Origin of the sequence: Colwellia sp. M166, assembly GCF_024585285.1 — a bacterium.
Taxonomy (GTDB): Bacteria; Pseudomonadota; Gammaproteobacteria; order Enterobacterales; family Alteromonadaceae; genus Cognaticolwellia.
On sequence record NZ_CP040755.1, the window covers coordinates 3,628,673 to 3,643,494 of the forward strand.

The following is a 14,822-nucleotide window of genomic DNA, read 5'->3' on the forward strand; positions in this document are numbered from 1 at the left end:
TTTTATAGTTGCTATTTTATGCCTTAGTGTTAGCGTTCAAGACATTGGTTAGTTGCTGTATAAAGTAGTCAATATCAGCTTGATTAATATCTAAATGCGTTACTAAGCGCATTGGACTACCGGTTGTTAGCAAGATGTTTTTGCTTTTAAGTTTTTCAACTAAATTCACGATATCAACCCGATCAGAAAATATTGCAAAAACCATATTAGTTTCAACATGACTCAAGTTAACGCTAACTTCAGGTAACTGATTTAAAGCCATAGCTAAATATTTTGCGTTATCATGGTCTTGTTGTAACTTTGCCGGGTTTTGTTCAATGGCTATTTTAGCTGCTGCGGCAATAATACCCGCTTGACGCATACCGCCGCCAACCACTTTTCGCCAACGTTTAGCACTTTTAATTAATGCTTCAGAGCCAAGCAATAATGAGCCTATTGGTGCGCCCAGTCCTTTCGACAAACAAATAGACACTGAATCAACATGCTGACAAATCTCGGTAATATCAACATTTAAGGCACTAGCAGCATTGTAAACTCTAGCCCCGTCTAAATGTAAGGCGAGGTTATTACGGGTAGTAAAATCACGAGCTTCGGCCATATAGCTCAGCGGTAGCACTTTACCGTTAATGGTATTTTCGATACTCAGTAAAGTGGTACGAGCAAAATGAGCATCATCAGGCTTTATCGCAGCAGTGAGCTTTTTAAAGCATAATGTACCATCATTCTCGTTAGCGATTGGCTGCGGTTGAATTGAACCCAAAATAGCGGCCCCACCGCCTTCGAACTTATAATTGTGTGCTTGTTGGCCACAAAGGTATTCGTCGCCGCGTTGACAATGTGCCATCAGTGCTAATAAATTGGCTTGAGTACCTGAACTGCAGAACATAGCGCTTGCAAAACCATGTCGTTTTGCAGCCCAAAATTCTAGTTCATTCACTGTTGGGTCATCACCATAAACGTCATCGCCGACTTCCGCGTTTGCCATCGCTGTTCGCATTGCTTTACTAGGTCTTGTTACGGTATCTGAGCGAAAATCAATCATGGTGTGCCTTTTATGGTTTAGGGAAACTAAAAAAGGCATCTGATTCGATGCCTTTAATTATTACTGGTTGTTGTTACTCTGCTATATCAGCATTGTGATAAACATTTTGTACGTCGTCACAATCTTCTAGCATATTGATGAATTTCTCAAAGTTGGCTAAATCATCTTCAGCTGAAATTTCAGTATAGGTTTGTGGTACCCAAGTGATCTCTTCCACTTCTAATTCGTACTCAGGCATGCTTTCAGCAAATTCAGTTTTTATTTTGAAGAATTCAGTGTGCGGTGCATAAACAGTAATAATGCCATCTTCAAGTTCAACATCAGTAACATCAATGTCAGCCATCATCAAGTTTTCTAATACACTCTCATCATCTTCGCCTTTAAAAGCGAATACAGCTTGGTGATCAAACATATGTGAAACTGTGCCTGATGAACCAATTTTTGAATGGGTTTTAGTAAAACACTGACGAACATCTTTAATTGTTCTGTTGCCGTTATCAGTTAAGCAATCAATAATGACCATACAGTTGCCAGGACCAAAGCCTTCGTAACGTGACTCTACGTAATCTTCTCCACCGGTACCTCTAGCTTTTTCTATCGCTTTTTCAATAACATGTGACGGAACTTGGTCTTTTTTTGCTTTTTCAATAGTACGACGTAAAGCAAGGTTGCCATCGGGGTCTACGCCACCATTTTTCGCTAGTACGTAAATTTCTTTTCCGTACTTTGAATAGACTTTAGTTTTTTGGCCAGCAGTTTTGGCCATAGATAATTTGCGGTTTTGATATGCTCTGCCCATCTGAATACGTCTCGTTGCTGATGAATAAAATTTCTATGCGCTAGATTCTAACGGGTAGCGCCGGCTATTTCTAGTGTTGGGAGCATTTGAACTTTTAAATTTTAATAAAGCATGCAAAAATTTGCATAAATCAAGGTAAGATTGTGATTGAGTTAATAGCGTAAAAGTCACGAATTGATGCGATTAATGAGTTATTAAGAAGAAGGTACTTTTATGAGTGATAAATTACATATCATTTTCGTGGCCGATATTTTTGGCATGACTCATGAGTTTAAAAACTTATGTAAAAAAATCACGTTAAGTCTTGAGCAAACACTTAATGTTGAATGCCATATACTTGGTCCGTACCAACAACAGCAAATGTCATTCGATTCAGAACAAGCGGCCTATCAATATTTTACCAAACATGTTGGCTTAGCCGATTATGTTGAAGCTATTGCTCAGCAATTATCGGTAATATCAGGTCATAAGCTGCTGATCGGTTTTAGTGTTGGCGGTAGTGCTATTTGGCAGCTGTGCTCAGAAAACACCGTTGAGCAATGTCTAGGGGCTATTTGTTTTTATAGTAGTCAAATTCGTCATATGACGCAGTTAACACCCAAGGTATCGACCCAACTCATCTTACCGGTCTCAGAATCGCACTTCTGTATTACTGAATTTCAAAAGGCGCTACAAGATAAGTCAGTAGTTACTATCGAGCAAAGTCATTTTTTGCATGGTTTTATGAATCAGCTATCAACGAATTATGATAGTGATGGTTATCAGTATTATATTAAGCGACTAGCTGAACTCGTGTCACAGCTAAAACCATAATATTCGTTTCGGTTAGCCCTAAAGCTTTATTTTCTTTAATGAGCGTGTATATTACTTGGCTTGTCGCTTTAAATAACAGATTAAACTCATGAAAATAAAAATAATATTGCCCTGTGCTTTGTTAGCATTGCTTGGTTTTACTGCTTGTCAGCAAACGACTGAGAAAACAGTTGAACAAGCAACAAGTAGCGTTAACGTCGATTTAAAAAAACTACATCAAGATATTAAAGTACTTGCTTCAGATGAGTTTGAAGGCCGTGGTCCACTAACCACTGGGGAAAAACTAACGATTGAGTATTTAGCAAAGCAATATCAAGCGATAGGGCTCATGCCGGGTAATAAAACCAGCTTTTATCAATCGGTGCCTATGGCAAAAGTAACACCAGATCAAAATATGCAATTAGTGATTGGCGAGCATAAGTTTAAAGCCGGTCAAGATTTTACCGCTCGCACACAGCAAGTTGATGGCTCGGTGACATTAGATAACTCTGAACTGGTATTTGTTGGTTACGGTATTAACGCCCCTGAATATCAATGGAATGACTACGCTAATGTTGATGTAAAAGATAAAACCGTAGTAGTGCTAGTTAATGACCCAGGTTTTGCAACTCAAAATGAGGCGCTATTTACCGGTAATGCCATGACTTACTATGGCCGCTGGACTTATAAGTATGAAGAAGCTGCCCGACAAGGTGCTAAAGCGGTGCTTATTGTCCATCAAACCGCACCTGCTGCCTATCCGTGGAGTGTGGTGGAAAATTCAAATACTGGCAGTAAATACACCTTAGTCGACAGTGACAATAATGCTAGCAAGTTACCTATTATGGGCTGGATACAACATGCGGTTGCAAAAACAATTTTTACCGATGCCGGATTGTCATTTGATGAAATGCAACGCTACGCCCTGAGCACTGACTTTAAAGCAGTCAGCTTACAACAAACAGCTAATCTGACCTTAAATAGCGCCATTAAAAATGCTGAGTCGAATAATGTTGTTGCGATGATCAAAGGCGAAAGTCGCGCGGATGAATATATAGTTATTAGTGCGCATTGGGACCATTTTGGTACTAAGCAAACCGCTAATGGCCCGAAAATATATAACGGCGCCATTGATAATGCCACCGGTAGTGCGGCAACCGTTGAACTTGCGCGCATTCTTATGCAGCAACATAAAATTAAACCATTTCAGCGCTCTATTTTATTTGTTAATTTCACCGCCGAAGAAACCGGTATGATTGGCTCTGAGTTATTCGCTTTAGGCTCGGTTGTGCCGACTAAAAATATGGTGGCAATGCTAAATATTGATGGTATGAATGCCTTAGATGCGGTTGATTATATTTTGCAGTACGGCCAAGGCTTGTCTGAAATGGAAGACTACTTGGCAGATGCGACAAATAAACAACAGCGTAAAGTAAAAATGGATCCGCGACCGCAAAATGGTTTGTTCTTTCGCTCAGACCATTTTTCATTAGCAAAACAAGGGGTGCCTAGCTTATTGTTTATGAGTTTAGGTGATACCGACCCTGATTACATTGCGCACCGTTATCATAAAGAAGAAGATGATTACTCGCCACTTTGGTCGTTGGGCGGCATGGAGCAAGACATAAAATTGATTGCTGACATTGCTAGCACATTGGCAAATAGCGAGCATTGGCCACAATGGAAAGCCGACTCGGATTTTAAAAACCGTCGTATGCAAGATAAAAAATAGGTTTATACCAATTCTACTTATTATTTGAGCGATAAATACAACATTAGCGATAGTGCTAGTGTCGTATTTTTTGCTTATCTATATTGTTGCCGTCTTAATGATAAATTGACAAGCCAAGCTCTTCGGCCAAATTAGCCAATAAATTTGTCCCGATAACTGAGTTGCCAAAAGAATTTAACGGTGGGCTCCAAGTGCAAATTACCCCATAGTTAGGCACTATAGCGACAACACCTCCGCCAACACCACTTTTAGCTGGCAAGCCAATTGAGAAGGCAAACTCACCCGATTGGTCATACATACCACTGGTCGATAATATCGCATTAACTCGGTGAGCATCTCGTGGCGTACAGATAACTTTTTTCGTGATTGGGTCTACACCTTTGTTAGCCAGAAACAGCAAGCTTGTGGCTAATTGCTCACAAGTCATAGCGATTGAGCATTGCGTGAAGTAATGGCTGAGCACATCAGGAATTTCGGACTCAATATTGCCAAAACTTTTCATAAGATAAGCTAGTGCAGCATTGCGGTTGCCATGAGATAGCTCTGATTGATAAACATGGTTGTCAATAAAAATAGTGTCATCATGGGCTAAAGTGCGCATAAAGCTTAAAAAAGCTAACTTACTGGCAGAGAAGTGACTGGTGAGCACATCTGCGACTAACAATGCTCCGGCATTGATCACTGGGTTACGAGGAATGCCCTTTTCCCATTCTAGCTGGATAATTGAATTAAATGGTTGCCCTGATGGCTCCATATTAACCCGTTGCCATAAGTCATCACCAATTCGATTCATCGCCATCACTAAGCCAAATACTTTCGAAATGCTTTGAATTGAAAAAGCTTCTTGATAATCGCCTGCACCAACACTACTGCCATCGATTGTTGCGACGCAAGCGGCCATTTTTTTCGGGCAAACTTCTGCGAGCGCGGGGATGTAGTTAGTGACACGGCCTTGATTATATAAATTTTTTTGTCTGGCGAGTAAAATTTGCAATTTAGCATGCAAATTGGCGATATCTTTAATCATATGACGAACTTTTATGGTTTTATTGACCAGCAATAAAATATAAATGGTTGTCCATTATGCACAAAAAGTGCGACTTGCCCAGTGCTTTGTTGGGGTAGATTAATGCTGGCTAAGTTTGTCTATCTAAAGGGAGGCATGTTGAGGATTTTAAAGCTAAAGTAGAACTCATTTAATGCATCAGCTAAATAATGTTTATTATTAAGTTTTACCATTATTTAGCTGTATTGATGGTTGTCTAAATGCATGTTCGAGTTACCTATTTTGTTGCTGTAAATGTTCGCAACACATCATGTGCTCTTTATGCTCAACGTCCCATTGACTGACTGAAATGTGTTTAATTTCAATGAAAAAATTTACTGTTGAACTAATTGAATTAATAATGCTGTTTAGCATGCTTTTATTCCTTTTCTCATCATTAAATATGAAGTAAATATTAATCAGATAGCTCAGTGACAGTATCTACGCTTGTTATTGGTAATAGTTTTCTTATACTGGCTAAATTAGCGCTAGTAATGGGGTTTTGATCAATGGCAACAGCTACTTCAAAATCTTTTAAGGCCGCTGTTAGCTGGTTTTTTCTGTAGCGGGCAACACCACGGTTACTGTAATTTAACGCCGTTAAATAGCGTACTTTGCTGTTTGCATGTCCCAGAGATTCTAAGCTGTTAATTGCTGAGGTGCAGGTCGATTCAGATTCAGTGTTATAGCTTGCTTGTAAATAGGCTACACATAAACTCATTTTACTGGCGTAGAAGTCATTATCCTTTTTATTCGTTGTTAGCTTCTCTATGCTTGAGGCTAACTCACCTTTGGCAATGTCTACGCTACCAATAGCACCTTTTACTACCGCAACTTTAAATTTTGCTTCAGCTGCTGAGGCTGAATTAGTCGTAGTTAGCAATAAAGTCGCTAATATTGAGCTGATAAAAATAGCTTTTTTCATCTTTATTTTCTCCATCAGTTAAGTACCAAATCGGTACATAACTACTATAGAAATAAGCCGCATTACTGACAAACGATTAAAATAAATTCATTAAGTGAATTATTTTCACCTATACAGGTTTTAGTGGCAGATTAGCGTGATAAATCATTAAGCAACAAAAGTGTCTTTTACCCATTCAGCAAACAAGGTTAGCTCAGGACGGTTATCCATATTTTCATGTTGAATAAGGAAATATTTATCATTGGTATTTAATTCTTCGTCAAATAGTTTTACCAACAGTTGCTCACTGAACCAAGTTTTACTCATTGGTAAGGGCACTAATGCTATGCCCATACCTTGTTGCGCTGCTCGTGCGACACCAAACATGCTGTCGAACTGGATAATCTGTTTTGGATCAAAGTCATCAACACCTACCTTGTCAGCCCATTGGTGCCAAGACCATGGGCGTGAACTGTGCAGAATTAACGGAGTTGATTTTAAAGCCTCAAATCCTGTGTTCTTTAATTTTTTGTACAATTTTTTATTACACGCTGGCGCATAACGAATAGGGAATAGTTCGTGAACTATGTTGGCATTGGGCTTGCCGTTAGCAAGTACAATTGATAAATCAGCAGACTGTGATTGCTCACTACTGGATTTTACTGTTTCGAGTTGAAGGTTAATGGTTGGGTTGTTCTCAGACCATAACGATAGGCTTGGAACAAACAACTCACTGGCAAAAAACTCTGGCAAGCTTATGACAATAGTTTGATTTTGTTGTTTTTGTGTAAACTCCGTTATGGTTGATTCTAATTGATGAATTATTGGCTGAATTGCCTGATAAAATTGCTTACCAGCACTGGTAAGTTCAATGGTTCGAGTGCCGCGTTTAAAGAGGCTGGTGTCTAATTGTGCTTCCAGTTGTTTTATCTGGTGACTGACGGCTGATGGTGTTAAAAATAATTGTGATGCTGCATGTTTGAAACTTAAACATTTTGACGCTACGCAAAAAGAGCGCAGGCCACGTATAGGTGTTTGTATTGACATAGGTACTATTTTTTAAGAACGACAAACAGCAATAGCAATACTTAAGCCGAAATTTAATCAATTGATTCTTATAGTTTTATTTTAATTTTAAAGCTGAGGGATCTGATTGGTTGCACCATAATGGTGTTTTTGCACCAAAATAATATTATGGTCAAAACCTAAAGAAAAAAAAAGGACATCAATTGATGTCCTTGAAGTGAAACAAATTAACTAATATAAAAAACGTTTGTAGAATCGGGGAGACTCAAAAACAAGTTCATCTTAAGGTGATTTTTTATTGCTAGCAAACGAGAAAAATTCATTTAATAAGTGAATTATTTTCATTTATCACTTAAGTGAGCCATTTAGCGAGAAATATCAGTTTTTATGGGCAAACTTTTCGATAGAGTTAATTTTTAATCGCCAAAAATTGCTATAAGCGCTGGTTTCAAACCCAATAGAAACAATATTTGTCTTTTTTTACAGAGCAAGTGATGTAAATCGATTTAATTCCTTTTAATTCATCACACTGTAGGGTTGGTTCAAAAAAATTTATCACATTGGCTTTTTTTATTTGTTGGACTTTCGGGGCCGACTTTATTTTAATGCGCGTCAATTACATACTGACTAAGTTATCTAGATACTTATTACCCAATTAAAGGAAAAGAAATGAAGGAAACCTCGCCACTTGATGATGTGAGAGCATGTTACAACGTACGCCATTGGAGCCAAGGATATTTTGGCATTAATGACGGCGGCGATGTTTACGTATCACCAGTTCATGACAATAAAGCTCTGACGGTTAATTTGAGTACTATTGTTGAAAGAATTCAAGATAAAGGCTTAACATTACCGGTGTTGGTGCGTTTTCCACAAATTCTTCATCATCGGGTTAATAGCTTGTGTGAAGCGTTTAATCATGCCATTGCGCAATATGGTTACAAAGAAAAGTATCTCTTAGTTTATCCGATTAAAGTTAATCAGCAACGTGAAGTTGTTAACGAGATATTAGCCAGTCAGTATGATAAAGAAGTAAAACAGCTGGGTTTAGAGGCCGGCAGTAAAGCAGAATTACTGGCGGTTTTGGCTCTGGCTGACAAAGTATCTTCTGTTATTGTCTGTAATGGCTATAAAGACAGAGAATACGTTCGTCTTGCGTTAATTGGTGAAAAGCTAGGGCACAAAGTTCATATCGTTTTAGAAAAAATGTCTGAACTTGAAATGGTCTTAACTGAAGCAGAAAAGCTTAATGTTAAACCTCGATTAGGGCTGCGTGTACGCTTGGCTTCACAAGGAAAAGGCAAGTGGCAAGCAAGTGGTGGAGAAAAATCTAAATTTGGTTTATCAGCCTCGCAAATTATTAAAGTGATAGATGTTTTAAAACAAGAAGACAAGCTAGATACCTTGACCTTGGTACATTTTCACTTAGGCTCGCAAATTGCGAATATTAGAGATGTAAGACTTGGCGTCAGCGAAGCGGCTAGATTTTATTGTGAATTACGCCAACTTGGTGCACATATTACGTGTATGGATGTTGGCGGCGGCTTGGCGGTTGATTATGACGGCACACGCAGTCAATCTCATAATTCGATGAATTATAGTTTAGCTGAGTATGCCAATAACATCGTATACACCATAGGTGATATTTGTAAGGCGTATGAGCAACCTATGCCGATGATTATTTCTGAATCGGGGCGCTCATTGACAGCTCATCATGCGGTGTTGATTTCGAATGTCATCGGCGCGGAAAGCTACGAGCCTGAAACATTAGTCACACCAGAAAGCACTGATAATACCTTGTTAAATAACATGTGGAAGTCATGGCAACAGTTACATGAAGGGATTGATGATAGAGCGTTAATTGAAATTTATCATGACACCCAAAATGATGTTAGTGAAGTGCATCATCAATTTGCGTTAGGGCTGGTCAATTTGTCTCAACGCGCATGGGCTGAGCAAATTAATTTGCGTATTTGTTATGAATTAAATCAGTTAATGGATGTTAAAAATCGCTTTCATCGTCCGATAGTGGACGATTTAATGGAAAAATTAGCCGCGAAGTACTTTGTTAATTTTTCCTTATTTCAATCATTACCGGATGCGTGGGGAATCGATCAAGTATTTCCCGTATTGCCGTTAAATCGATTAGATAGCAAAGATAAAAAGCGCGCTATTTTGCTGGATATTACTTGTGACTCTGACGGTACGATTGATCATTACGTTGATGGTCAAGGTATAGAAAGCACCTTATTGGTTCCTCAGTGGCAACAAGATGAACCATATTATATGGGATTTTTCCTGGTTGGAGCTTATCAAGAGATTTTAGGCGATATGCATAATCTTTTTGGTGATACGCACAGTGCTGTCGTGTTTTTAGAGGAAGACGGGGAAATTAATATTTCTGAAATTAATGAAGGAGATATGGTTGAAGATATGCTCAATTATGTGCATTTAGATGCTGAAGATTTCAAGAAAACTTATGAAATGTTAGTGAATGCTAAGTTGCCTGAAAGTGAGCGAGAAGAGATATATGCTGAGTTAGTTGCCGGTTTAAACGGCTATACTTATTTGGAAGACTTGTAGCAGGAAAGCAGATGAAAAATATTTTTCAGCAAGTAGATAATTCAATATATTCCAATGCGATGACGTTTTTACGTCAGCCACTGTCAACTAATCCGGTCAATAGTGATGCTGATATTGTAATATTAGGGCTGCCATTTGATATGGCTACAACAGGGCGCTCAGGCGCCCGCATGGGACCTACCGCGATTAGACAGGCCTCAGTGAACTTAGCGTGGGAAGGAAAACGTTTTCCTTGGCCGTTTAGTTTAACGCGCCATACCAACATTGTTGATGCGGGTGATTTAGTTTATAGCTGTGGTGATGCTGCACAATTTTGTGATTTGGTTGAAGCTGCAGCTTCGCAATTACTGGCTGCGAATAAAACCATTTTAGCGCTTGGTGGCGATCACTTTGTCACCTTGCCGCTATTGAGAGCTTACGCAAAAAAATTTGGTAAAATGGCCTTAATTCATTTTGATGCGCATACCGATACTTATAGTAATGGCAGCAAATATGATCATGGCACCATGTTTTTTCATGCCCCTAATGAAGGCATTATTGATAAAGATGCTTCCATTCAAATTGGTATTCGCACCAACTACAAAAAGAAAGATCATGGCTTTGAGGTGATAGATGCACCACAAGCCAATGATCTTGGTGTGGAAGAAATAACGCAGCGGATACGCGAGCGCGTAAAAAATTTACCGGTGTATTTAACCTTTGATATTGACTGTTTAGACCCTGCATTTGCACCTGGTACCGGTACGCCGGTGTGCGGTGGCTTAACAACCGATAAAGTGCTGAAAATATTAAGAGGTTTATCAGGGCTCAATATTATTGGCATGGACGTTGTTGAAGTAGCACCAAGCTATGATAATAGCGACGTTACTGCGTTAGCTGCGGCAACCATAGGCGTTGAGTTGATGCACTTGTGGACAACTAAGCATAAATTAGCGCATAAAAGCGTGAATAAATAGTTAAATAGCAAAATAGTAGCCTAAGCTAAGCTGCGACACACAATATCAAACAGCAATATAAGCTCAAATCAATTTAATAAACAGCGCAATACATTTAATTGCGCTGTTTATTATCAAACACCTAATGTTATGACCAAAACCTAACTAATACCTAGCAATTTAAATTGGATTTAAGCATAACGATGATACTTAAGTTATTTTTCTGATCTCTTCCGTAAAATATATAACGATTTCAATAGCGATCAAGACAATAATAATCCATTCCAAAAATGACGAATGTTGATGCTTTTGCTCATCAGCTAACATTTCGAATAATTCATGAATCGTAGCGAGCTTTTTAGATAATAAATCAACACGTTGATGAATTTCTAGATAACGAACAACGGCATTATAAACTGATTCAAACTCTGGATATTCCCAGAAAAAATCAGGGGTATCTAATAAACCATAATGCAAAATAATATCGCTTTTAGTACTAAATAGCGTGCCTCTTATTTTCGCAATATCTTTACGGTTTAAGGCTATTTTTCCCGTCTTAGCCAATGCTTCTGGCAAATGTGAATAATCAGTAATGGTATTTTGTGCTTTTAATTCATACTCCATCAGCTTTATTGATTGCGCCAACGCATGACTGATGGCTAATCGTGTAAGCGGATTTTTGTCAGGTACATTGATAGTGTCTTTACTGATTTTTATGTCAGCGCTGAAGGCAAAACGAAAATGCTCTTCTATATTCTGTAGTTGGCTATTTTCTTGGCGTAACAAGCGATTGATTAACGCTTGACGTTCATCTTCATCGACAGCCCAAAAAACAATGACGCCATAATCAAATAACCAGTATTCACCTGTTGGTAAAGCAACTTGAATGGCATCTCTGTATCGAACAGCGCGTTCACTAATCGATTTATCCGCTGAAATTAATTCAGCAGATGCGTCGTCATTAAGGTTGTAAACGGATAATCTATCGTGACTGAAAGAAGCCGTTTCTTCAGATGTCAGGGTTAAGCTATTGGTACTCATGTTTATACTCATTTTACAGTTTATTTTTGTTGTTAATTTACGGTATTTTTGCGGCGTTCCATTTTGCGCAAAAATTCATTCATAATTATTCGGTATAATTCATCACCTGAATATCCATCCTCAACACCACTATCAATGCTTGGGTTGTCATTAATTTCGATGACATAGCCTTGGTTGTTTATTTCTTTTATATCGACACCATAAAAACCATCACCAATTAACTTGGTCGACTTTATTGCCGCCTCGATAACAACTTTAGGCACTTCAAATGTCGGTAATGTTGTGAAGTTTCCAGAAGCAACTCGTGACTTGCCGTGTTGATATATCTGCCAATGATTGCGCACCATAAAATATTTACAGGCATAAATTGGCTTGTGGTTTAAAATGCCAATGCGCCAGTCAAACTCGGTGTACAAATACTCTTGAGCCAGCAATAAAGACGAGCGTTGAAATAACCGTTGTAGGGCGTTATCAAGCTCGGTTTTATTTTTGACTTTTTCTACTCCAATAGAAAAAGCACCATCAGGTATTTTTAGTACAAGTGGGTAGCCTAAAATGGCTACTTTACTGTCAATCTGGTCTTGCTCTGCAATACTGAGTATAAAAGTTTTAGGGGCATTTACTTTGTTTACCGCAAATAAATCAGCAAGGTAGACTTTGTTCGTACAATGCAAAATTGAAGTAGGATCATCAATAACCACCAAACCTTCTAACTCGGCTTTTTTGGCAAATCGATAGCTAAAGTTATCAATGGATGTCGTGGTGCGAATAAAAAGGCCATCAAATTCAGGTAAGCGCAGGTAGTCTTGCTGTGTTATCAATTCACAATCAATACCTAATGATTTACCAGCAGCAATAAATTTTTTTAATGCCGAGTTATCAGAAGGTGGTAGTTTCTCTTGAGGATCGACTAAAATAGCTAAGTCAAAACGATAGTTTTTACTTGCAGGTTTTTTACGCCATACTTTTCCACTAAAGTTATCTAAGGCATCAGCAAATTCCTCAGCTTCTCGTTCGTTTAATGAATCAGGGCTTACCGCATCAATAGCTTGTACTTGCCAGCCACCATTAAAGTTCAACGTAATACGCAAAATAGGATATGGAAAATGTTCGAACACCTTACGCGCCAATTCCTCATATTCAGATTGAGCTGTTCTACCAAAATAACTAACCAAATGAATTGGCATTAACGGCGTAACATCAGGCACTTGCCAATTAAAGGCTGCTTTAGAGAGCAACTTTGGCATAAAGCTTAATGTGAGATGGGTCAATTCCTGCTGGCTGAGATCATTTAGCGTGCTAATTGACGGAATAACATTATGGCCTCGGGCTTCAGCTATCAGTGAGCAATAGTAACCTAGCGATAAATACGCGTGGCTTTTACATAAATTTATCACTCTTAAGCGTGATTTTTTGCCTGCTTTAGCGGTAAGGTTTATTGGATACTGATGAGCAAGAAATTGCTCAAAAGTTATAACCTGTTCAGGGTTTAAATGGCACTCCCAATCTGCTTGACTATCAATAACTATCATGGTGTTTGGCATAATAAAGACCAATAAAAATTTCCTGCAGTATGAGCGTCAACAAAAAAATATCAAACGTATTATTTTGTTGTTATTGATAAAAAAAATTACGTATAACTTTATAAGATGAACAGTATATTATTCGCGCTTATAGCCCTTAATATAGTCACTCTGGTAAATATAACTGTTTGCATACGGTGTTAATTGCCAACTTATTTACTATGAAATTAATTGTGCATTAGTGAGTTTAAAAGTAATGAACCTCAATACCCATTCACCTGTTGAAACAATAAACATTGTGCCCGCATCATTAACGCATTTAGACGCCTTAATAAGCCTAGAAAATACGTGCTTTAGCTCAGATAAATTAAGTCGTCGAAGTTTTAAACGCTTCATTACTAATGCTCAAAGTGTTTTTTTCGTGGTACTAATGGCTGATGAAGTTGTTGGCTATTTACTCACAATATTTCATCGTGGTACACGTTTAGCTCGGCTATATTCTATGGCGGTATCGCCTCAGTATCGAGGGCGAGGTATTGCGCGTTCATTGATGAAAAAAGGTGAATTGGCAGCAGAAGAAAAAGGCGCACACTATTATCGCTTAGAAGTAAGTACTGAAAATACCTTAGCAATTAACCTTTATCATTCGTTGGGCTTTAAAGAATTCAAACTGATCAAGCAATACTATCAAGATCATACCGATGCGCTGCGAATGCAAAAGCGTATTCGATATTATCAACGTTCAAGTGTTCACACCGTTATTCCTTGGTTTGCTCAAAGCACACCATTTACTTGTGGCCCAGCGTCACTGATGATGGCAATTGCGGGATTAAAAAAAGGCTATACATTCTCACTTGAAGAAGAGTTAGCAATATGGCGTGAAGCAACCACTATTTACATGACCTCAGGGCATGGTGGTTGCCACCCATTAGGCTTAGCATTAGCAGCTAAAGCACGAGGTGTTGAAGCGCAGGTATGGATAAACAGTACCGAGCCCTTATTTGTTGACGGTGTTCGTAATGAAGATAAAAAAAACATTATTACAACAGTGCACCATCATTTTGTTCGGCAGTCTGTCAATGCAAAACTACCTATACACTATGAAAACATTAGTACAGATATTATTAAAAAAGCCTGCAATGAAGGGGCTTTTACCATGATATTAATTAGCACTTACCGCATGGACAAAAAAAAAGCACCACACTGGGTTGTGGTGAGTGGTTATGATGAAAAGTGTTTTTATCTTCATGATCCTGATCCTAATGAACACGACCAAGATCAGGTTGATTGTCAATATCTTCCTATTGCGCATCAAGACTTTGAGCGAATGTCGGTGTTTGGTTCAAATAGGATGCGTACAGCGATTGTTCTCAAATAACTGCTCAGCAGAGCCTTAACGT

At 38.5% G+C, this 14,822-nt stretch carries 13 protein-coding genes; 5 read left to right on the forward strand and 8 right to left on the reverse strand.

What is annotated here, in order from left to right; genetic code table 11:
- Positions 1-16: 16 nt before the first annotated feature.
- Together ltaE and FGD67_RS16410 are read right to left on the reverse strand one after the other, a co-directional pair.
- Positions 17-1,042 (reverse strand): low-specificity L-threonine aldolase, encoded by a 1,026-nt coding sequence (ltaE, locus tag FGD67_RS16405; RefSeq protein ID WP_257172161.1) that lies wholly within the window; start codon positions 1,040-1,042, stop codon positions 17-19.
- Between the two features lie 73 nt (positions 1,043-1,115).
- A complete protein-coding gene (locus FGD67_RS16410) occupies positions 1,116-1,841 on the reverse strand; it encodes a YebC/PmpR family DNA-binding transcriptional regulator (protein ID WP_257172162.1) in 726 nt (241 codons plus the stop codon).
- A 213-nt stretch (positions 1,842-2,054) separates the two neighbouring features.
- Here FGD67_RS16410 and FGD67_RS16415 point away from each other — a divergent pair, with 213 nt between their 5' ends.
- Positions 2,055-2,654, forward strand: coding sequence for a dienelactone hydrolase family protein (locus FGD67_RS16415; protein ID WP_257172163.1), 600 nt, complete (start codon positions 2,055-2,057; stop codon positions 2,652-2,654).
- A gap of 88 nt (positions 2,655-2,742) precedes the next feature.
- Positions 2,743-4,365 carry a M28 family metallopeptidase gene (locus FGD67_RS16420; protein ID WP_257172164.1) on the forward strand — a complete coding sequence of 541 codons (1,623 nt, stop codon included), beginning with the start codon at positions 2,743-2,745 and terminating at the stop codon, positions 4,363-4,365.
- A 94-nt stretch (positions 4,366-4,459) separates the two neighbouring features.
- Here FGD67_RS16420 and glsB read toward each other — a convergent pair whose 3' ends face one another.
- The 4 genes from glsB to FGD67_RS16440 all read right to left on the reverse strand — a co-directional run bounded on the left by glsB (position 4,460) and on the right by FGD67_RS16440 (position 7,355).
- Positions 4,460-5,392, reverse strand: a complete 933-nt coding sequence (gene glsB, locus FGD67_RS16425; RefSeq protein ID WP_257172165.1) for a glutaminase B — start codon at positions 5,390-5,392, stop codon at positions 4,460-4,462.
- Between the two features lie 252 nt (positions 5,393-5,644).
- Positions 5,645-5,785, reverse strand: coding sequence for a hypothetical protein (locus FGD67_RS16430; RefSeq protein ID WP_257172166.1), 141 nt, complete (start codon positions 5,783-5,785; stop codon positions 5,645-5,647).
- Between the two features lie 40 nt (positions 5,786-5,825).
- Positions 5,826-6,335, reverse strand: a complete 510-nt coding sequence (locus tag FGD67_RS16435; protein WP_257172167.1) for a hypothetical protein — start codon at positions 6,333-6,335, stop codon at positions 5,826-5,828.
- Positions 6,336-6,482: 147 nt separating this feature from the next.
- Positions 6,483-7,355: a LysR substrate-binding domain-containing protein gene (locus FGD67_RS16440; protein ID WP_257175143.1), complete on the reverse strand. Its 873-nt coding sequence runs from the start codon at positions 7,353-7,355 to the stop codon at positions 6,483-6,485.
- Positions 7,356-8,009: 654 nt separating this feature from the next.
- On the opposite strand from FGD67_RS16440, the gene speA reads away from it, so the two are divergent.
- Together speA and speB are read left to right on the forward strand one after the other, a co-directional pair.
- Positions 8,010-9,923 carry a biosynthetic arginine decarboxylase gene (gene speA / locus FGD67_RS16445; RefSeq protein ID WP_257172168.1) on the forward strand — a complete coding sequence of 638 codons (1,914 nt, stop codon included), beginning with the start codon at positions 8,010-8,012 and terminating at the stop codon, positions 9,921-9,923.
- An 11-nt stretch (positions 9,924-9,934) separates the two neighbouring features.
- Positions 9,935-10,879: an agmatinase gene (gene speB / locus FGD67_RS16450; protein ID WP_257172169.1), complete on the forward strand. Its 945-nt coding sequence runs from the start codon at positions 9,935-9,937 to the stop codon at positions 10,877-10,879.
- A 189-nt stretch (positions 10,880-11,068) separates the two neighbouring features.
- Here the strand turns inward: speB and FGD67_RS16455 are convergent, their stop codons facing one another.
- Positions 11,069-11,899, reverse strand: a complete 831-nt coding sequence (locus tag FGD67_RS16455) for an RMD1 family protein (RefSeq protein WP_257172170.1) — start codon at positions 11,897-11,899, stop codon at positions 11,069-11,071.
- A 32-nt stretch (positions 11,900-11,931) separates the two neighbouring features.
- The gene (locus FGD67_RS16460; protein WP_257172171.1) at positions 11,932-13,443 is read right to left on the reverse strand and encodes a RimK family protein; all 1,512 of its coding nucleotides are present in this window, start codon (positions 13,441-13,443) and stop codon (positions 11,932-11,934) included.
- A 220-nt stretch (positions 13,444-13,663) separates the two neighbouring features.
- Between FGD67_RS16460 and FGD67_RS16465 the strand changes: the two genes are divergently transcribed.
- On the forward strand, positions 13,664-14,800 hold the full coding sequence (locus tag FGD67_RS16465) for a GNAT family N-acetyltransferase/peptidase C39 family protein (protein WP_257172172.1): 1,137 nt from the start codon (positions 13,664-13,666) through the stop codon (positions 14,798-14,800).
- Positions 14,801-14,822 lie beyond the last annotated feature (22 nt).

Bases quoted from the DNA above. Each gene is read 5' to 3' on its own strand.
- ltaE (WP_257172161.1), bottom strand. From the start codon at position 1,042: ATGATTGATTTTCGCTCAGATACCGTAACAAGACCTAGTAAAGCAATG.
- FGD67_RS16410 (WP_257172162.1), bottom strand. From the start codon at position 1,841: ATGGGCAGAGCATATCAAAACCGCAAATTATCTATGGCCAAAACTGCT.
- FGD67_RS16415 (WP_257172163.1), top strand. From the start codon at position 2,055: ATGAGTGATAAATTACATATCATTTTCGTGGCCGATATTTTTGGCATG.
- FGD67_RS16420 (WP_257172164.1), top strand. From the start codon at position 2,743: ATGAAAATAAAAATAATATTGCCCTGTGCTTTGTTAGCATTGCTTGGT.
- glsB (WP_257172165.1), bottom strand. From the start codon at position 5,392: ATGATTAAAGATATCGCCAATTTGCATGCTAAATTGCAAATTTTACTC.
- FGD67_RS16430 (WP_257172166.1), bottom strand. From the start codon at position 5,785: ATGCTAAACAGCATTATTAATTCAATTAGTTCAACAGTAAATTTTTTC.
- FGD67_RS16435 (WP_257172167.1), bottom strand. From the start codon at position 6,335: ATGAAAAAAGCTATTTTTATCAGCTCAATATTAGCGACTTTATTGCTA.
- speA (WP_257172168.1), top strand. From the start codon at position 8,010: ATGAAGGAAACCTCGCCACTTGATGATGTGAGAGCATGTTACAACGTA.
- speB (WP_257172169.1), top strand. From the start codon at position 9,935: ATGAAAAATATTTTTCAGCAAGTAGATAATTCAATATATTCCAATGCG.
- FGD67_RS16455 (WP_257172170.1), bottom strand. From the start codon at position 11,899: ATGAGTACCAATAGCTTAACCCTGACATCTGAAGAAACGGCTTCTTTC.
- FGD67_RS16460 (WP_257172171.1), bottom strand. From the start codon at position 13,443: ATGCCAAACACCATGATAGTTATTGATAGTCAAGCAGATTGGGAGTGC.